We start from the raw sequence: 17,400 nt of genomic DNA on the forward strand, positions 1-17,400 counted from the left end.
ATGACCCACCCGACCGGAGGACGCGCCGTCCTCACTCCGGGGCCGCAGGGGCTGGCCCACCTGGAGCTGCTGCTGGCCGGGGTCTGTCCGCTGCCGGGGTTCATGACGCGCGAGGAGGCGGACCGGCTGGACCGGCCGGGGCCGCCCCCGGCGAGGGCGCCGTGGCCGGTGCCGGTCGTGCTGACCGCTCCCGACGCGCCGGCCGACGCCCGCGAGGTGGTGCTGGCCGACCCCGAGGGCGCGCCGCTGGCGGAGCTGACGGTCACCGAGGCCCACCGGGACGGGACGGTCCGCCTGGCCGGGCCGGTCCGTCCGGCGGCCGCGCCCGTGTACGGCTCGCTGCGTTCCCTGCGGTTGCCCGTCGAGCGGGTGCGGTCCGCGCGCGACGAGCGGCGGCCGCTGCTGGCCGTGGTCACCGACCGGCCGCTGCACCACCGCGCGCTCGCCCAGGTCCGCGCCGCGCTGGCCGGGCTGGGCGAGGCCGACCTGCTGGTCCTGGTGGACGTGCCGCTGGACGCCGAGGGGGCGGCGCCCGCGGTGCTGGCGGCCCGGGAGCTGCTGCCCCGGGGCACCCGGTTCGCGGCCGTCACCCTGCCGACCGCGGCGGCCGACGGCGCTCCCGCCTGGCCGGCGGAGCGGCGCGGCCTGCTCGCCGCGCACGTCGCCGCCGCCTACGGCGCCACCCACGTCCTGCTGGAACTGGAGGGGGCGGGCGGGGCCGGGGCCCTGGCGGACGCCCCGGTGAAGGCGCTGTCCTTCGGGGAGTGGGTGTACGACACCGCGCGGCGGCGGTGGTGCCCCGCCGACGAGGTCGCGCCCGGGAACGCCCGCGCCGAGTGGGGCGCCGACGCGGTGGCGGAGGCGCTGGCCCGCGGCGGGCCGCTGCCCGCCTGGCTCACCCCCGAGCCGGTGGCCGCCGAGCTGGCCCGGATGCGTCCCGCCCGCACCGACCGCGGTCTCGTCCTCTTCTTCACCGGGCTGTCGGGGTCGGGCAAGTCCACGGTGGCCCGCGGCGTCGCCGAGCAGGTCCGCCGGGCCGGACGCACGGTGACCCTGCTCGACGGCGACGTGGTGCGCCGCCTGCTGTCGTCGGGGTTGACGTTCTCGCGGGCCGACCGCGACCTCAACATCCGCCGGATCGGGTACGTGGCCGCCGAGGTCGCCCGGCACGGCGGTGTGGCGGTGTGCGCGCCCATCGCGCCGTACGCGGCGACCCGCGCCGAGGTGCGGCGCATGGCGGAGGAGACCGGCGACTTCTTCCTGGTGTACGTGGCCACCCCGATCGAGGTGTGCGAGGCCCGGGACCGCAAGGGGCTGTACGCCAAGGCGCGCGCCGGGCAGATCCCCGAGTTCACCGGGGTCTCCGACCCGTACGAGGCGCCCGGGGACGCCGACCTGGTCATCGACACCTCGGCGGAGAGCGAGGCGGAGTCGGTGGCGCGGGTGGTGGCGGCGCTGCGCGACGGCGGCTGGCTGCCGCGCTGAACCGGCCGGTCGGCGGAGCGCGGGGCGTGCCCCACAATGGGGGTATGAGCGAGCACAACGGCACTCCCCCCGGGCATCGGCTGGTCGCGCTGGTGGAGGTCATGGACACGCTGCGGCGCGAGTGCCCGTGGGACGCCGAGCAGACCCACCAGTCGCTCGCCAAGTACCTCGTCGAGGAGGCCTACGAGACGCTGGAGGCCATCGAGCGCGAGGACTGGGGCACCCTCGCCGAGGAGCTGGGCGACGTCCTGCTCCAGGTGGTGTTCCACGCCCGGGTGGCCGCCGAGCGCGGCGCGGACGGCTTCACCATCGACGACGTGGCCGACGCCATCATCGACAAGCTGGTGCGCCGCCACCCGCACGTGTTCTCCGACACGGAGGTGGCCGGCGCCGACGAGGTCCGGGCCAACTGGGAGGCCATCAAGGCCGCCGAGCGGGAGGCCAGGGGGGAGCGGGCCGACGTGTCGGTGCTGGCGGGGGTGCCGTTCGCGCAGCCCGCCGCGCTGCTCGCCTACGAGCTGCAGAAGCGCGCCGCCCGCAACGGGGTGCCGGAGGACCTGATCGACGACGACGGCGGTCCCGGCGGGGAGCTGTTCGCGGCGGTGGCCCGCGAGCGGCGCGGCTCCCGCGACCCGGAACTGGACCTGCGCGCCGCGGCCCGCCGGTTCGACGCCGCGGTGCGCGCCGTGGAGGAGGCGGCCCGCGCCGACGGGCTGGACCCGCGGCAGCTCACTCCGGAGCAGTGGCGTTCCTACTGGCGGCGAGAGCGCGGTCGCGCGCCTCGCTGACCGCGGTGCGCGGCAGCTCCACGGTGGCCGCGCCGTCCCGGTCGACCGGGACGGCGGCGCGGCGGACCTCGCTGCTGACCCGGAGCCACAGGCCGACCGTGATCCAGCTGGTGACCAGTGAGGAGCCGCCGAGGGCCAGCAGCGGCGTGGTCATGCCGCTCAGCGGGATCAGCAGGGTGACCCCGCCCACCACGACGAACACCTGGAAGGCCCAGAGGAAGGCCAGGCCGGTGGTCATCAGCTTGACGAAGGTCTCGCGTGCGGCCAGGGCGGCCCGGAAGGCGCGCTCCACCAGCAGCAGGGTCGTCACCAGGACCGCGGTCACCCCGGCCAGGCCGAACTTCTCGCCCAGCGACACCATGATCAGGTCGCTGTCGGCGGCGAACAGGGTGGCGGCGCGGCCCTCGCCGAAGCCGATGCCGAGCAGTCCGCCGTCGGCGAGCGCGAACAGTCCCTCCACCACCTGCCCGCTGCCCTGCGGGGAGTGGTAGACGTCGGGGGAGAAGGCGTGCAGCCAGATCGTCACGCGCTGGCGGACGTGCCAGAAGAGCAGGTGGGCGGCGTAGGCCCCGACGAGGAACATGGCCAGGCCGATACCGACCCAGGACTTGCGCTGGGTGGCGGTGTAGAGCATCGCCAGGAACAGGGTGAACAGCAGCAGCGAGGTGCCGAGGTCCCGGGTGCCGACGAGGATGAGGATGGCGACGCCCCACGCCGCGGTCATCGGCCCCATGTCGCGCATCCGCGGCACGCTGAAGACCTTGACGCCGCGTACCGTGATCTGGGTGGCGGCCAGGGACAGGGCGTCCCGTTTCCTGCCGAGGTAGGCGGCGAGGAAGAGCACCAGCGGGATCTTGGCGAACTCCGAGGGCTGCACGGTGAACTCGCCGAACGACAGCCAGCGGCGTGCGCCGTACTGGTCCAGGCCGATGACGGGCAGCATGGGCGCGGCGAGCAGGGCCAGTCCGGCCAGCGCCATCACGTAGGGGTGGCGCTGCAGGCGCTGGGGGCGGCGGACCAGCAGCAGCGTGGCCAGGCAGGTGAGCAGGCCCAGGCCGGTCCACAGGAGCTGCCGCAGCGCGATGGTGGCGGGGCCGTCGGTTTCGGCGTTCAGGCCCCAGATGAGGGTGAGGCCGATCCCGTTGAGCAGGACCGCCGCCGGCAGGAACAGCGGGTCGGCCCAGGGGGCGAGGAAGCGCAGCGCCGTGTGCACGGCGAGGGCGCCGCCGCCGAGGACGGCGGTGAACGGCCACAGCACGCCGGGGACGTGTCCGTGCAGTTGCAACCCGGTCAGGCAGAGGCCGGTGACGAAGGCCGCGAGCGCCACGGTGAGCATGGCGAGTTCGGTGTTGCGCCGCCGCCCGTGGCGGGGCGTGGTCTCGTCGGTCATGTCCCGCCTCGTTGGTCTGTGCGGTGGCACAGCGGACATAGCGAACTATAGGCGGACCGCGGGGCCTGCTTCGCGAGGCGGGGGGTGAGTCACCGCAGGTGGTGGGCCGGGATCAGCCGCGGACGGCCTCCGGTTCGGCGGCGCGCGCGGCGGTGTCGGCCCGGTGGGCGCGCACCGAGTGGACCACCGCGGCGGTCCAGACGGCGAGGATCAGCAGGTAGCCGGCGGCCTGTCCGGTGGGGGTGAGGGGCAGGAGGCCGCCGTCCAGCACGGTGTGGGCGTTGGTCAGGATGATCATGCCGCCCACCACCGAGCCCAGGACGCGCGGGGGCACGTAGCGCACGATCCAGGCGGCGAAGGGGGCGGCGAGGGCGCCGCCGAGCAGGAGGACGGCCGCCCAGGGCAGGTTGATTCCGGAGTGTCCCAGGCCGGTGAGGAAGCCGGCGCTGGCGGCGAGGGCCACGATGAACTCGCCGGTGGCCACCGAGCCGATGACCTTGCGGGGTTCCAGCCGGCCGCTGGCCAGCAGCGCGGAGGTGCCGATGGGTCCCCAGCCGCCGCCTCCGGTGGCGTCGACGAAGCCGCCGACGAGGCCCAGCGGGGTGAGGAAGCGGCCGCGCAGCGGTCGGCCGAGGCCGCCGCGGGGCAGGCCGCGGACGGTGAAGCGGAGCAGGACGTAGCAGCCCAGCAGGAGCAGCAGGCCGGACATGAGGGGGGCGGCCGCCCGGGTGGACAGGGTGCTGAGGACGGTGGCGCCGAGGAAGGCGCCGATCCCGCCGGGGATCGCGATGCGCCGCACGACCCGCCAGTCGACGTTGCCCAGCCGCCAGTGCGACAGACCCGAGGAGAGCGTGGTGCCGATCTGGGCCAGGTGGACGGTGGCGGAGGCGCCCGCCGGGGTCGCGCCGATCGCCAGCAGCAGGGTGGTCGACGTGACGCCGTAGCCCATGCCGAGGCTGCCGTCGACGAGTTGCGCCAGCAGGCCGACCACGCCCAGCAGGATGAGGGTCTGCATCGCGTAGGGAGCCTTCCTGATTTTTTCTACTTGTTCGGTAGGAATCGTAGACGAACGTCTCCTCCTCTGCCCAGAGGACGTCGTGTGTCGGTCCGGCTTTGTGGGTATCGAGGAGACCGCGGGCCGCGGCGTGCCGGGGCGTGGCGGCCGACGTGTGAGGTGCGTCTCACAACCATGAAAGCGGATATCCCCGCCCATCAGGGGATTAGGAGAAATGGACTAAACCAATCCGTGTCGCGGGGGGAGACGCGGCGGTACCCGGATCGGTAGGCTCTGGGTGGTTCGCGCGGTGATCCGGAGCACCTTCCCAAGACACCGGGCGGCCGAGGCATACCCCACCGCCGGGTCTCGGACAGCGCAGTGCGCGGACCGACCGGGACCACGCACAGACGCGAGGAAATGGAGTACTACGTTGGCGTCGATCGAGGCAGTACACGCACGGGAGATTCTCGACTCCCGCGGTAACCCGACGGTCGAGGTCGAGGTCGCACTCGACGACGGGACGATCGGCCGGGCGGCTGTCCCCAGCGGCGCGTCCACCGGCCAGTTCGAGGCGGTCGAGCTGCGCGACGGCGGCGACCGCTACGGCGGCAAGGGCGTGGAGAAGGCCGTCGCCGCGGTCAACGAGGAGATCGCCGCGGAGGTCACCGGCTACGGCGCCGAGGAGCAGCGGCTCATCGACAACGCCCTGATCACCCTGGACGGCACCCCGGACAAGTCCCGCCTGGGCGCCAACGCCATCCTGGGCGTGTCCCTGGCGGTGGCCAGGGCGTCCGCGGAGAGCACGGGGCTCCCGCTCTTCCGCTACCTGGGCGGCCCCAACGCCCACGTGCTGCCGGTGCCGATGATGAACATCCTCAACGGCGGCGCGCACGCCGACACCAACGTCGACATCCAGGAGTTCATGATCGCCCCCATCGGGGCCCCGAGCTTCCGCGAGGCGCTGCGCTGGGGCGCGGAGGTCTACCAGGCGCTCAAGGCGGTGCTCAAGACCCACGGCCTGGCCACCGGCGTCGGCGACGAGGGCGGGTTCGCCCCCGACCTCGACAGCAACCGCGCCGCGCTCGACCTGATCAGCGAGGCCATCGCCAAGGCGGGCTACACCCCCGGCCGCGACATCGCGCTGGCCCTGGACGTCGCCGCCACCGAGTTCTACTCCGACGGCGCCTACCGCTTCGAGGGCACCAGCCGCAGCGCCGAGGAGATGGCCGCCTACTACACCGAACTGGTCGACTCCTACCCGCTGGTGTCCATCGAGGACCCGCTCGACGAGGAGGACTGGGAGGGCTGGAAGGCCCTGACCGCCGCCCTGGGCGACCGGGTCCAGCTCGTCGGCGACGATCTGTTCGTCACCAACCCCGAGCGGCTGCGGCGCGGTATCGACGAGGGCGCCGCCAACTCGCTGCTGGTCAAGGTGAACCAGATCGGCACGCTCACCGAGACCCTCGACGCCGTGGCGCTGGCCCAGTACAGCCGCTACACCGCGATGATCAGCCACCGGTCCGGCGAGACCGAGGACACCACCATCGCCGACATCGCGGTCGCCACCAACTCCGGGCAGATCAAGACCGGCGCCCCCGCCCGCAGCGAGCGGGTCGCCAAGTACAACCAGCTGCTGCGGATCGAGGAGGAGCTCGACGACGCGGCGGTCTACGCCGGAGCCGGCGCGTTCCCGCGCTTCGCACGGCAGGGCTGATCCGTGGCGAAGGCGCCGGAACCGCCGAAGGGCCGCCGTCCGCGCACGACGGGGGCCCGGGCCTCCGGCGCCTCCCGACCGTCCCGGGCCGCCGGGAGGAGTGCCCCCGGCGGCCGCCCGCGGTCCCCGGCCGCCCCGCGGCCGGCCGGCAGGCCCGCGCTGACCAGCCGGGCCGCCGTGCTCGCGCTGCTGGTCTGCGTGATCGCGCTCAGCCTGGCCTATCCGCTGCGCGAGTACATCGCCCAGCGCGCGCAGATCGCCCAGCTCAAGGAGGAGCGCGAACGCACCCGGGAGGCGGTCGCGGAGCTGGCCGAACGCTACGAGGAGCTGCGCGACCCCGCTTACATCGAGCGGGAGGCCCGGTCCCGGCTGCACTACCAGTACCCGGGTGAACAGGCCTACATCATCCTCGGCGGCACCCCGGAGGAGGAGACCGCCGAGGAGACCGGCCCCGTCGACCCGTGGTTCGTCGAACTGTGGGACTCGGTGGTCGAGGCCGACCGCCCGCGGGACTGAGCGGCGCGGGGAGCGGCCCGGAGGGGGCCGCGGCGGGAGTAGGCTGAGGGGGCCATGAGTTCCGCAGACCAGGTTCCCGACAGGCGGGTCGCCGCCGAGGACGTCCAGGCCGTCCGGCTCCAGCTGGGGCGGCCGCCGCGCGCCGTCCACGAGGTGGCGCACCGGTGCCCGTGCGGGCTGCCCGACGTGGTGCGCACCGCCCCGCGCCTGGCGGACGGCTCCCCGTTTCCCACGCTGTACTACCTGACCTGCCCCCGCGCGGCCTCCGCGATCGGCACGCTGGAGAGCAGCGGGCTGATGCGGGAGATGACCGAGCGGTTGGCGCACGATCCCGACCTGCGCGCCGCCTACACCGAGGCGCACGAGTCCTACGTGGCCGAGCGCGACGCCCTGGCCCGCGAGCTGGGGCTGGAGCCGCTGCCCGAGGGCATGCAGAGCGCCGGCGGCATGCCCCGGCGGGTCAAGTGCCTGCACGCGCTGGTCGCGCACGAGCTCGCCGTCCCCGGGGCCAACCCGTTCGGACGGGAGGCCCTGGAGCGGCTGCCCGACTGGTGGGACCGGGGCCCGTGCGTGTGCGTGGACGACAGTACCGACAGGACCGAGAGGAACGGCGAGGGCCAGTGAGAACGGTCGCGGCCATCGACTGCGGGACCAATTCCCTCCGGCTGCTCGTGGCGGGGGTGCTGGACGCCGAAGGCGACGACGTCCAGCTGCTGGACGTGGACCGCCGCATGGAGGTGGTCCGGCTGGGCCAGGGGGTGGACCGCACCGGGGCGTTCGCGCCCGAGGCGCTCAAGCGCACCTTCGAGACGCTGGCCGAGTACGCCGAACTGATGCGCGGCTACGGCGTCGAGCCGGGGCCCGACTCGGTGCGCATGGTCGCCACCAGCGCCACCCGGGACGCCGCCAACCGCGGGGAGTTCGTCGCGGGCGTGCGCGCGGCCATCGGGGTGGAGCCCGAGGTGATCAGCGGCGAGGAGGAGGCCGAACTGTCCTTCGTGGGGGCGACCGCGGAGCTGGCGGCCGCCGAGGACAGCGGGCTGCGCGGCCCCTACCTGGTGGTGGACATCGGCGGCGGGTCCACCGAGTTCGTGCTCGGCGGGGACGACGGCGGCGACGGCGCGGTGCGCGCGGCCCGTTCGGTCGACATCGGCTGCGTGCGGATGACCGAGCGGCACTTCCGCTCCGATCCGCCCACGGCCGAGCAGGTCGCGGCGGCCACCGCCGACATCGAGGCGGCGCTGGACACGGCCGCGGAGACCGTGCCCCTGGACCAGGCCGCGACGGTGGTGTGCGTGGCGGGGACGGCCACGACGGTGGCCGGGATCGCGCAAGGGCTCGCCGCCTACGACCCCGAGCGCATCCACCACTCCCGGGTCCCGGTCGACCGGCTCCGCGCGATCACCGCCGAGCTGCTGGAGATGCCGCACGAGCGGCGCGCGGCGATCGGCGTCATGCACCCGGGACGGGTGGACGTGATCGGTGCGGGCGCGCTCATCCTGGAGCGGGTGCTGGCCCGGACGGGGGCGGCCGAGTTCGTGGCGAGCGAGCATGACATCCTGGACGGCATCGCCTGGAGTCTGGCCCTGGGGGCGCCTCCGGAGGCGTAGCGCGCGTCGGGACCGGTGACCCCGGGGGATGACCAGGGGCTTTCGGCAGGCCATCGGTCCCGGGGACACGTGAACCGGATCACGCTGTCCCGGGCTTGTGAATCCTTTCACATATGCTCTGACCTGGCCAAACAGGTCGTTTGGGCGTTTTATCCTGGTCTAAACCTTTCCAAAGTGTGTCTTGGACGACGGGAGGTGCTTGTGAAAGAATGCACAAGCAGGACGAGAGAGGCGAGATCTCGCCCTGGCTTAAAAAGTGCATGATTTCCGCGTGAAATCACTGCCAAGGGTGACAGTCAAAGAAGACTTGCCGATCTTCGTGCTCTGCAAGGGAGGCGGGATCGGGGAAGCAGGGGCGGAGCAGCGATGACCGAGAGCAGGAACTACCGGCTGGTGCACGGCGGTGGTGACGAATCGGAGATCCCGCACGTGCTCATCGTCGGCGGTGGGTACCTGGGCATGTACACCGCGAAGCGGTTGGAGAAGAAGTTGGGTCCCGGCGAGGCCCGCATCACCATCGTCGACCCCAACTCCTACATGACCTACCAGCCCTTCCTGCCCGAGACGGCCGCCGGAAGCATCTCCCCGCGCAACGTCGTCGTCCCGCTGCGCCAGGTCCTGCACCGGACCCGCGTGCTCACCGGCCGGGTCGTCCGCATCGAGCACGCCAAGCGCAGGGTCGAGTTCGAGTCGAACCAGGGCGAACTCCGCGACATCGCCTACGACTACCTCGTCATGGCCGCCGGGGCCGTCTCGCGGACCCTGCCCATTCCGGGCCTGGCCGAGCACGGCATCGGCATCAAGACCGTCCAGGAAGCCGCCTACCTGCGCAACCACGTGCTGGAGCAGCTCAACATCGCCGACTCCACCGACGACCCCGAGGTGCGGCGCAAGGCCCTGAACTTCGTGTTCGTCGGCGGCGGGTTCGCGGGGGCGGAGGCCGTCGCGGAACTGGAGGACCTCGCCCGCGACGCCACCCGGATCTACCCGTCGATCAGTATCGACGACCTGCACTTCTACCTCATCGAGGCGGCCGACCGCATCCTGCCCGAGGTGGGCCCCGAGGTCGGCACCAAGGCGCTCAACCAGCTGCGGCGGCGCGGCATCGACGTGCGCCTGTCGACCTTCCTGGAGTCGGCGGTCGACCAGCGCATCAAGCTCAGCGACGGCACCGAGTTCGAGGCGGGCACCCTGGTGTGGACCGCCGGGGTCAAGCCCAGCCCGGTCGTGCAGGCCTCCGACCTGCCGCTCGGCCCCAAGGGCCACGTGGACACCAGCGAGTACCTGACCGTCAACGGGGTGGAGAACGCCTTCGCAGGCGGCGACAACGCCCAGGTGCCCGACGGCGAGGGCGGCTACTACCCGCCCAACGCCCAGAACGCGGTCCGCCAGGCCCCGGTCCTCGCCGACAACGTCATCGCCACCCTGCGCGGCGGGGAACTCAAGCCCTACCGGCACAAGAACCTGGGCGCGGTCGCCGGACTCGGCATGAACAAGGGGGCGGCCCAGCTGCTCGGCAGGATCAAGCTGACCGGCCTCCCGGCCTGGCTGGCCCACCGCAGCTACCACCTGCTGGCGGTGCCCACCTTCAACCGCAAGCTGCGGGTCCTGTCGGACTGGACGCTCGGCTTCTTCCTGCGCCGCGACTTCGCGTCGATCCCGGAGATGAGCCAGCCCCGCCAGGCGTTCACCGAGGCGGCCCGCCCGCAGGTCGAGGACGGCCACCTGCGCCGCGTCTCCTGAACCGGACCGGGGCTCCCCGGCGACCGGACACGGTGGGCCGCACCCCTCGGGGTGCGGCCCACCGTGCGTGTCGGGGAGGTAAATCCCCGAGCCACGGAAAAAGCGCCGTGTGACCGGTATGCTGGATAAGCCCTCGTAGCCCAATGGTAGAGGCAGGCCCCCTAAAAGGGTCACAAGTGTCGGTTCGAATCCGACCGAGGGTACCCGGCCCCGGTCCACCGACCCGGCGGCCCGCGAACCTCCGAGGCCCGGCCCCGACCACGGGGTCCGGGCCTTTTTCCGTCGCGGCCCCAACCCCCGCACGCGACCGTCCGGCAAAGAAGCCACCAGGACGTGATCTCCACGCTGGCGGAGTGCACTTCGCGGGTAGGAATCCCAGTGGCGGCCGCCGCACAGCCCGTCCCCGGCCGCGAACCGACCCGTCCGACCCGAGACGCCGCCCCCACGGACTCCCACAAGGAGCCCGCCAGGCGTCGGCCCAGTCCGACCACGACAACACACCAGGGGGTCACCTCATGGACGCCGTGACGAACGTTCCCGCACCCGCGAACGAACCCGTCCTGACCTACGCGCCCGGCAGTCCCGAACGCGCCGAACTCACCCGCCGGCTCGCCGAGCTGGCCGCGGACCCCGTCGAACTGCCCATGACCATCGGCGGGCAGCACAGGATGGGCGGCGGCGAACGCGTCGACGTGGTGCAGCCGCACCGCCACGCCTCCGTCCTGGGCACCCTCGGCAACGCCACCCACGACGACGCCCGCGCCGCGGTCGCCGCGGCCAAACGCGCCGCCCCCGCCTGGCGCGAGACGCCCTTCGACGAACGCGCCGCGGTCCTGCTCCGCGCCGCGGAACTGCTGTCGGGCCCGTGGCGGCAGCGGATCAACGCCGCGACCATGCTGGGCCAGTCCAAGACCGTGGTCCAGGCCGAGATCGACGCGGTGTGCGAACTCGTCGACTTCTGGCGGTTCAACGTGCACTTCGCCCGTCAGATCACGGCGCAGCAGCCGCTGGTCAACGCGCCGGGCACGTGGAACCGCATCGACCACCGACCGCTGGAGGGGTTCGTCTACGCGATCACCCCGTTCAACTTCACCGCCATCGCCGGGAACCTGCCCACCGCGCCCGCGCTCATGGGCAACACCGTGGTGTGGAAGCCGTCGCCCACCCAGACGCTGGCAGCCTGCCTGACCATGCAGCTGCTGGAGGAGGCCGGACTGCCCCCGGGCGTCGTCAACCTGGTGACCGGCGACGGGGTGGCGCTGTCGGAGGTGGCGCTGACCGACCCCGACCTGGCGGGCGTCCACTTCACCGGCTCCACCCGCACCTTCCAGTACCTGTGGCGGACCGTCGGCGAGAACATCACCCGCTACCGCGGCTACCCGCGCGTCGTCGGGGAGACCGGCGGGAAGGACTTCGTCGTCGCGCACGCCTCAGCCGACCCCGACGTGCTGCGCACCGCCCTGCTGCGCGGCGCGTTCGAGTACCAGGGGCAGAAGTGCTCGGCGGCCTCCCGCGCGTTCGTCGCGCGCTCGGTGTGGGAGCGGATGCGCGACGACTTCCTCGCCGAGGTCGAGGCGCTGCCCATGGGCGACGTCACCGACTTCCGCAACTTCCTGGGCGCCGTCATCGACCGCCGGGCCTACAACCGGTTGGCGGACCTGCTCGACGGCGTGCGCACCGACCCCTCCATCGAGGTCCTCGCGGGCGGCACCGCCGACGACAGCGTCGGCTACTTCGTGCGCCCCACCGTCCTGCTCGGCAGGGATCCCGGCCACGAGGTCTTCTCCACCGAGTACTTCGGCCCGGTGCTGGCGGTCAACGTCTACGACGACGACGCCTACGACAAGGTGCTGGCGACGGTCGACAGCGGCGCGCCCTACGGGCTGACCGGCGCGGTCGTCGCCACCGACCGCGCCGCGATCGCCGAGGCGACGCGGCGGCTGCGGTTCGCGGCGGGCAACTTCTACGTCAACGACAAGCCCACCGGGTCGGTCGTGGGGCAGCAGCCGTTCGGCGGCTCCCGCGCCAGCGGCACCAACGACAAGGCCGGATCGGTGGCCAACCTCATGCGGTGGACCAGTCCCCGGGTGATCAAGGAGACGTTCGTGCCGCCCACCGACCACCGCTACCCGCACCAGGGGTAGGCCGTGGGAGGACAGGACCGCGCGGTGCTCCGCACCGCGCTGCTGCTGGCCGCACGCTCCGAACGCTGCCGCGCGCTCGTGGAGCACGCCCCCCTCACCCGGGGGGTGGTGGCCCGGTTCGTGGCCGGGGCGACCCTGGAGGAGGTGCTGCCCGTCGCCCGCCGCCTCACCGTGGACCGCCTGGTCACCCTCGACCACCTGGGGGAGGACGTCACCGACGCGGAGCGGGCCGCCGACACCGTGGACGCCTACGTCCGCCTGCTGGCCGAACTGGGGGTCCACGGCCTCGCCGAGCGGGCCGAGGTGTCGGTGAAGCTGTCCGCGCTCGGACTGGCACTGCCCGCCGACGGGGCGCGGATCGCGCTGGACAACGCCCGGCGGGTCTGCGCGGCGGCCGAGGCGGTCGGCACCACGGTCACCCTGGACATGGAGGACCACACCACCACCGACGACACCCTGGAGATCCTGCACCGGCTGCGCGTCGACTTCCCGGGGACGGGCGCGGTGCTCCAGGCGTACCTGCGGCGCACCGAGGCCGACTGCCGGGACCTGGCCGTGCCGGGGGCGCGGGTGCGGCTGTGCAAGGGCGCCTACGACGAGCCCGCCGCGGTGGCCTACCGCGACCGGGGCGAGGTTGACCGCTCCTACGTGCGCTGCCTGCGCATCCTCATGGACGGCCCCGGCTACCCGATGGTGGCCACGCACGATCCGCGGATGATCCGGATCGCCGCCCACCTGGCGGAGCGGGCCGGGCGCGCCGCGGACTCCTACGAGTACCAGATGCTCTACGGCGTCCGCGCCGACGCGCAGGCCGGACTGGCGGCGCGGGGGCACCGGGTGCGGGTGTACGTGCCCTACGGCGGGCAGTGGTACGGCTACTTCATGCGGCGTCTGGCGGAGCGCCCGGCGAACGTGGCGTTCCTCGCCCGCTCACTGATCGATGTCGGGAACCGCACGGTATGGTCACCGAGCGCGGTGTGAGGGAAATATGGGAACCTGTTCGACGGCGGGATCCGTTACGTTGATGCCAGTGCTGTCACACCCTTGAAAGGTGCAAACACAAACATGCGGAAGCGCAGTTCCAACCCCGTGATCAAGCGGGCCCTGGCTGCCGCTCCGGGAAGCGCGGGCGCCTACCCGCAGCCCGGCTACGGTCAGCCTTACCCCCCGCAGGGCTACGGTCAGCCCTACCCGCAGCCGGGTTACGGTCCCGACCCGTACGCGGCCCAGCCGGGCTACGGTCCGGTCGGCCCCGGCTACCGGGACGCCAACTACCGTCCGGTGACCATCGACGACGTCGTGATGCGCACCGGGTTCACGCTCGGCACCGTCGTCCTGGCGGCCGTCGTCACCTACTTCCTGGCGGCGATGGTCAACCCGGCCCTCGGCATCGGACTGCTGGTCGTCGGTGCGATCGGCGCCCTGGTCCTGGGCCTGATCATCTCCTTCACCCGGTCCGCCAACCCCGCGCTGATCCTCACCTACGCGGCGCTGGAGGGCCTGTTCGTCGGCGGGTTCAGCTTCATGCTGGAACTGTCGCTCTACGGCAGCGGGGTGTCGCCCGGCGGCCTGGTGGTTCCGGCGATCTTCGGCACGCTGTTCGTGGCGGGCACCATGCTCGCGCTCTACAAGTTCAAGGTCATCCGGGTCACCAACACCTTCGTGAAGGTCGTGACCGCGGCGGTGATCGCCTTCGCCGTGCTGATCCTGGCCAACTTCGTGCTCAGCTTCTTCATCGACGGCGGCCTGGGGCTGCGTTCGGCGGGTCCGCTGGGCCTGGCGGTGAGCGCCATCGCCATCATCCTGGCCGCGCTGGTGCTGGCCATCGACTTCAAGGACGTCGACGACGCCATCTCCATGGGCCTGCCGGAGAAGGTCTCCTGGCAGCTCGCGTTCGGCCTGACCCTCTCGCTGGTCTGGCTGTACATCGAGATCCTGCGCCTGCTGTGGATGATCCAGGCGCTGTTCAGCGGAGACTAAGCGCCGTCCCGGCGTGACGGAACGCCTCTTCCCGTACCGGGAAGAGGCGTTTCTGCTTCCTGCGGCCAGGGTGGTGCCGCGGGCTCAGGAGCGCGGCTGCGGGACCGGGGTGTGGCTGCGGCGACGGCGGTCGAACTCCTGGACGATCGCGGTGGCGTACCCGTGGGTCAGGCCGTACTCGTCGGCCAGCCAGTGCGCCCGCTCCAGACAGTTGGTCAGCGCGGGGCCCCGCTCCAGGATGTCGAACCACTCGTGGAGTTCGTATCCGGTCGTGTCCGGGATCCGCGCGAGCAGCCGAGCGTGGATCTCCGGCGAATGGCTTACCGGCATGGGCACCTCCAAGGTGAGCGGCACTTATCAAGGACACTGCAGGACGGCTCCGGGGCGGGCAAGGGATTTGTGAAACTTTTTACGGTCTGTCGCGTAAATGAACTTTTGTGCTCCGAAGGGAATGCCGGAGCAGCGTCGACCGGTTCGGGAAACACCTCCAAAAAATGACAAAGCGGGGCATTCGTCGTGAATGCCCCGCCCGGGGTCCGTCCGGCGGTTCCACCGCCGTCAGGGTCAGCTCAGCCGCTCGAAGACGGCGGCCATGCCCTGCCCACCGCCCACGCACATGGTCTCCAGACCGAAGGTCTTGTCGTGGAACTGCAGTCCGTTGATCAGGGTGGTGGTGATCCGCGCCCCGGTCATGCCGAACGGGTGGCCGACCGCGATCGCGCCGCCGTTGACGTTGAGCTGGGAGTCGATGTCGATGCCCAGGTCGTCGGCGGAAGGCAGCACCTGCGCGGCGAAGGCCTCGTTGATCTCCACCAGGTCGATGTCGCGGATCGACATGTTGGCGCGGGCCAGCGCCCGGCGGGACGCCTCCACCGGGCCCAGGCCCATGATCTCGGGCGACAGCCCGCTCACCCCGGTCGACACGATCCGCGCCAGCGGCGTGATGCCCAGTTCGGCGGCCTTGGTGTCGCTCATGATGACCAGCGCGGCCGCGCCGTCGTTGAGCGGGCAGCAGTTCGCGGCGGTGACGGTGCCGTCGGGACGGAAGACCGGGTCCAGCGAGGCGACCTTCTCGTAGGTGGTGCCGCGCCGCGGACCGTCGTCGGCGGAGACCACGGTCCCGTCGGGCAGGGTCACCGGGGTGATCTCACGCGCCCAGAAGCCGTTGTCGATGGACTTCTCGGCCAGGTTCTGCGAGCGCACCCCGAACTCGTCCTGGCGCTGCCGGGAGATGCCGCGCAGCTGCGCCACGTTCTCCGCGGTCTGCCCCATGGCGATGTAGACGTCGGGGAGCTCACCGTCCTCGCGCGGGTCGCGCCAGGGCTCCGCGCCGCCCTCGGCGCGCTTGGCGGTGCGCGCCTCGGCGGCGGCGAACAGCGGGTTCTTGGTGTCGGGCAGCGAGTCGCTGTTGCCCTTGGTGAAGCGGCTGACCATCTCCACGCCGGCCGAGACGAAGACGTCGCCCTCGCCGGCCTTGATGGCGTGGAAGGCCATCCGGGTGGTCTGCAGCGACGAGGAGCAGTAGCGGGTGACGGTGGTGCCCGGCACGGAGTCCAGGCCCAGCTGCACGGCGACCACCCGGGCCAGGTTGTGGCCCTGCTCGCCGCCGGGCAGGCCGCAGCCCAGCATCAGGTCGTCGATGGTCGTGGGGTCCAGCTGCGGGACCTTGGCCAGGGCCGCGGAGACGATCTGCGCGGTCAGGTCGTCCGGCCGGATGTCCTTGAGCGAGCCCTTGAAGGCCCGTCCGATCGGGGAGCGCGCTGTGGCGACGATGACGGCTTCAGGCATACCTCGGCCTTTCTGGGAAGCGCTTGACGGAAACGCCCGCAGGTCACGGGCGGCTGCGACCTCGTTACCCCGAAACGCTAGCCAATACGGCTCCCTGCGGGCGCGTCCGGGGTGGCTTTAACCGAATTGGAATCGGTTTCTAGTTTGTCGGGCTCCCCGGAGGGGGCCGCGCCGCGGCGCAGCAGCCGCACCCACAGCCCGCGCGGACCGCGACCGCCCTCCGCCCGTCCGGCCTGCCGGACCTCGCTTCCGGGCTCCTCCACGGCCGCCGCCGCGGCGCGCTCCACCGGCAGCACCTCCACCCGCTCCGACCGGTGCGCATCCACCGGCTCGGGCAGCAGGCCCAGGGCCGCGCACAGCGCCGGCAGCACCACGGCCACGGCCCGCGCGTACCCGCGGGCCGAGGGGTGGAAACGGTCGGGCCCGAACATCTCGTCGGGGTAGCGCAGGAACTCGTCGGAGAGCAGGTCGCCCAACGCCACGGTGCTGCCGCCCTCCTCCACCACCGCGACCGTCTGCGCGGCCGCCATCTGCCGGGAGGCACGCCGCGCGATGGCGCGCAGCGGCTGCGGGATCGGCTGCACCGTGCCCAGGTCGGGACAGGTCGCCACCACCACCGCCGCGCCGGAGGCCACCAGTTCCCGCACCACCGCGCGCAACTGGGCGGCCGCGTCAGCGGGACGGACCCGGCCGATGACGTCGTTGGCGCCGATGAAGACCACCGCCAGGTCCACCCGGTGGCCGCGCACCCGCGCCAACTGCCCCGCCAGCCCCTTGGAGGTGGCGCCCACCTTCGACACGTCGCGCAGCCGCACCGGCCGGTCCGCGGCGGTCGACAGCCCCGAGGCGAGCTGCACCGGCGGGGTCTGCCGGGGATCGGCCACGGCGAAGCCCGCGGCGGTGGAGTCGCCCATCATCACCAGGGTGAGCGGCTCGCCCCCGCCCACGCCGTAGACCCCGTCGACCCGGGGACGTTTCCAGGGGGTGACCCCGATCGTCCGGGCCGCGATCCTGGCCTGCAGGTACAGCAGGGCGACGGTGCTGGCGGCCAGCAGGGTCAACCCCCCGCCGCCGAACACCGTCGCCGCCGCGATCCGGCGGGCCTGTGCCGCGCTGAGCGCCATGCCGTCGCCTCCCACCGCGAGAGTCAGGAACTTTCCCTACCCTCCGGTAGTACCCGGAGACAGCGGGTGCCAGTCGGAGACCACGGGCCGCCGCCCGCCCCCGCGGCCGCGACCGGCGGGA

General features: G+C 72.6%; 15 protein-coding genes and 1 tRNA gene. 11 read left to right on the forward strand and 5 right to left on the reverse strand.

Features of this window, described 5'->3' with window-relative positions; translation table 11 throughout:
* The gene (gene cysC, locus FOF52_RS20010; protein ID WP_248591435.1) at positions 1-1,485 is read left to right on the forward strand and encodes an adenylyl-sulfate kinase; all 1,485 of its coding nucleotides are present in this window, start codon (positions 1-3) and stop codon (positions 1,483-1,485) included.
* Between the two features lie 44 nt (positions 1,486-1,529).
* The gene (locus tag FOF52_RS20015; RefSeq protein WP_248591436.1) at positions 1,530-2,273 is read left to right on the forward strand and encodes a MazG family protein; all 744 of its coding nucleotides are present in this window, start codon (positions 1,530-1,532) and stop codon (positions 2,271-2,273) included.
* On the opposite strand, the gene FOF52_RS20020 is transcribed toward FOF52_RS20015, so the two are convergent.
* Together FOF52_RS20020 and FOF52_RS20025 are read right to left on the reverse strand one after the other, a co-directional pair.
* Positions 2,215-3,663 (reverse strand): FtsW/RodA/SpoVE family cell cycle protein, encoded by a 1,449-nt coding sequence (locus tag FOF52_RS20020; protein ID WP_248591437.1) that lies wholly within the window; start codon positions 3,661-3,663, stop codon positions 2,215-2,217. The two genes, FOF52_RS20015 and FOF52_RS20020, sit on opposite strands and share 59 nt — an antisense overlap.
* Positions 3,664-3,775: 112 nt before the next feature.
* Positions 3,776-4,678, reverse strand: coding sequence for a sulfite exporter TauE/SafE family protein (locus FOF52_RS20025; protein ID WP_248591438.1), 903 nt, complete (start codon positions 4,676-4,678; stop codon positions 3,776-3,778).
* Between the two features lie 412 nt (positions 4,679-5,090).
* Between FOF52_RS20025 and eno the strand changes: the two genes are divergently transcribed.
* From eno to FOF52_RS20070, 9 genes are all read left to right on the forward strand, one after another.
* A complete protein-coding gene (gene eno / locus FOF52_RS20030) occupies positions 5,091-6,374 on the forward strand; it encodes a phosphopyruvate hydratase (protein ID WP_248591439.1) in 1,284 nt (427 codons plus the stop codon).
* A 177-nt stretch (positions 6,375-6,551) separates the two neighbouring features.
* Positions 6,552-6,890 (forward strand): FtsB family cell division protein, encoded by a 339-nt coding sequence (locus FOF52_RS20035; protein WP_248591440.1) that lies wholly within the window; start codon positions 6,552-6,554, stop codon positions 6,888-6,890.
* Between the two features lie 54 nt (positions 6,891-6,944).
* Positions 6,945-7,514, forward strand: coding sequence for a DUF501 domain-containing protein (locus tag FOF52_RS20040; protein ID WP_248591441.1), 570 nt, complete (start codon positions 6,945-6,947; stop codon positions 7,512-7,514).
* Positions 7,511-8,500, forward strand: coding sequence for a Ppx/GppA phosphatase family protein (locus FOF52_RS20045; RefSeq protein ID WP_248591442.1), 990 nt, complete (start codon positions 7,511-7,513; stop codon positions 8,498-8,500). Before FOF52_RS20040 ends, FOF52_RS20045 begins: the two co-directional genes overlap by 4 nt.
* A 366-nt stretch (positions 8,501-8,866) precedes the next feature.
* Positions 8,867-10,243, forward strand: a complete 1,377-nt coding sequence (locus FOF52_RS20050) for an NAD(P)/FAD-dependent oxidoreductase (protein WP_248591443.1) — start codon at positions 8,867-8,869, stop codon at positions 10,241-10,243.
* A gap of 129 nt (positions 10,244-10,372) precedes the next feature.
* A tRNA-Leu gene (locus FOF52_RS20055) sits at positions 10,373-10,446 on the forward strand.
* Positions 10,447-10,758: 312 nt separating this feature from the next.
* On the forward strand, positions 10,759-12,387 hold the full coding sequence (gene pruA, locus FOF52_RS20060; RefSeq protein ID WP_248591444.1) for an L-glutamate gamma-semialdehyde dehydrogenase: 1,629 nt from the start codon (positions 10,759-10,761) through the stop codon (positions 12,385-12,387).
* Between the two features lie 24 nt (positions 12,388-12,411).
* Positions 12,412-13,368, forward strand: a complete 957-nt coding sequence (locus FOF52_RS20065) for a proline dehydrogenase family protein (RefSeq protein WP_248593948.1) — start codon at positions 12,412-12,414, stop codon at positions 13,366-13,368.
* A gap of 84 nt (positions 13,369-13,452) precedes the next feature.
* Positions 13,453-14,367, forward strand: a complete 915-nt coding sequence (locus FOF52_RS20070) for a Bax inhibitor-1/YccA family membrane protein (RefSeq protein ID WP_248591445.1) — start codon at positions 13,453-13,455, stop codon at positions 14,365-14,367.
* 84 nt (positions 14,368-14,451) lie between these two features.
* Here FOF52_RS20070 and FOF52_RS20075 read toward each other — a convergent pair whose 3' ends face one another.
* The 3 genes from FOF52_RS20075 to FOF52_RS20085 all read right to left on the reverse strand — a co-directional run bounded on the left by FOF52_RS20075 (position 14,452) and on the right by FOF52_RS20085 (position 17,279).
* Complete coding sequence (locus FOF52_RS20075; RefSeq protein WP_248591446.1) at positions 14,452-14,697, reverse strand: DUF4287 domain-containing protein; 246 nt, start codon at positions 14,695-14,697, stop codon at positions 14,452-14,454.
* A 234-nt stretch (positions 14,698-14,931) separates the two neighbouring features.
* Positions 14,932-16,155: an acetyl-CoA C-acetyltransferase gene (locus tag FOF52_RS20080; RefSeq protein ID WP_248591447.1), complete on the reverse strand. Its 1,224-nt coding sequence runs from the start codon at positions 16,153-16,155 to the stop codon at positions 14,932-14,934.
* Between the two features lie 77 nt (positions 16,156-16,232).
* The gene (locus FOF52_RS20085) at positions 16,233-17,279 is read right to left on the reverse strand and encodes an SGNH/GDSL hydrolase family protein (protein WP_248591448.1); all 1,047 of its coding nucleotides are present in this window, start codon (positions 17,277-17,279) and stop codon (positions 16,233-16,235) included.
* Positions 17,280-17,400: the final 121 nt, after the last annotated feature.

This window comes from Thermobifida alba, assembly GCF_023208015.1.
Classification (GTDB): Bacteria; Actinomycetota; Actinomycetes; order Streptosporangiales; family Streptosporangiaceae; genus Thermobifida; species Thermobifida alba.

Excerpts from the sequence above, each read along its gene's own strand:
- FOF52_RS20080 (WP_248591447.1), bottom strand. The coding sequence starts at position 16,155 with ATGCCTGAAGCCGTCATCGTCGCCACAGCGCGCTCCCCGATCGGACGG.
- FOF52_RS20040 (WP_248591441.1), top strand. The coding sequence starts at position 6,945 with ATGAGTTCCGCAGACCAGGTTCCCGACAGGCGGGTCGCCGCCGAGGAC.
- FOF52_RS20070 (WP_248591445.1), top strand. The coding sequence starts at position 13,453 with ATGCGGAAGCGCAGTTCCAACCCCGTGATCAAGCGGGCCCTGGCTGCC.
- FOF52_RS20015 (WP_248591436.1), top strand. The coding sequence starts at position 1,530 with ATGAGCGAGCACAACGGCACTCCCCCCGGGCATCGGCTGGTCGCGCTG.
- FOF52_RS20020 (WP_248591437.1), bottom strand. The coding sequence starts at position 3,663 with ATGACCGACGAGACCACGCCCCGCCACGGGCGGCGGCGCAACACCGAA.
- FOF52_RS20050 (WP_248591443.1), top strand. The coding sequence starts at position 8,867 with ATGACCGAGAGCAGGAACTACCGGCTGGTGCACGGCGGTGGTGACGAA.
- FOF52_RS20025 (WP_248591438.1), bottom strand. The coding sequence starts at position 4,678 with ATGCAGACCCTCATCCTGCTGGGCGTGGTCGGCCTGCTGGCGCAACTC.
- pruA (WP_248591444.1), top strand. The coding sequence starts at position 10,759 with ATGGACGCCGTGACGAACGTTCCCGCACCCGCGAACGAACCCGTCCTG.
- FOF52_RS20075 (WP_248591446.1), bottom strand. The coding sequence starts at position 14,697 with ATGCCGGTAAGCCATTCGCCGGAGATCCACGCTCGGCTGCTCGCGCGG.
- FOF52_RS20085 (WP_248591448.1), bottom strand. The coding sequence starts at position 17,279 with ATGGCGCTCAGCGCGGCACAGGCCCGCCGGATCGCGGCGGCGACGGTG.
- cysC (WP_248591435.1), top strand. The coding sequence starts at position 1 with ATGACCCACCCGACCGGAGGACGCGCCGTCCTCACTCCGGGGCCGCAG.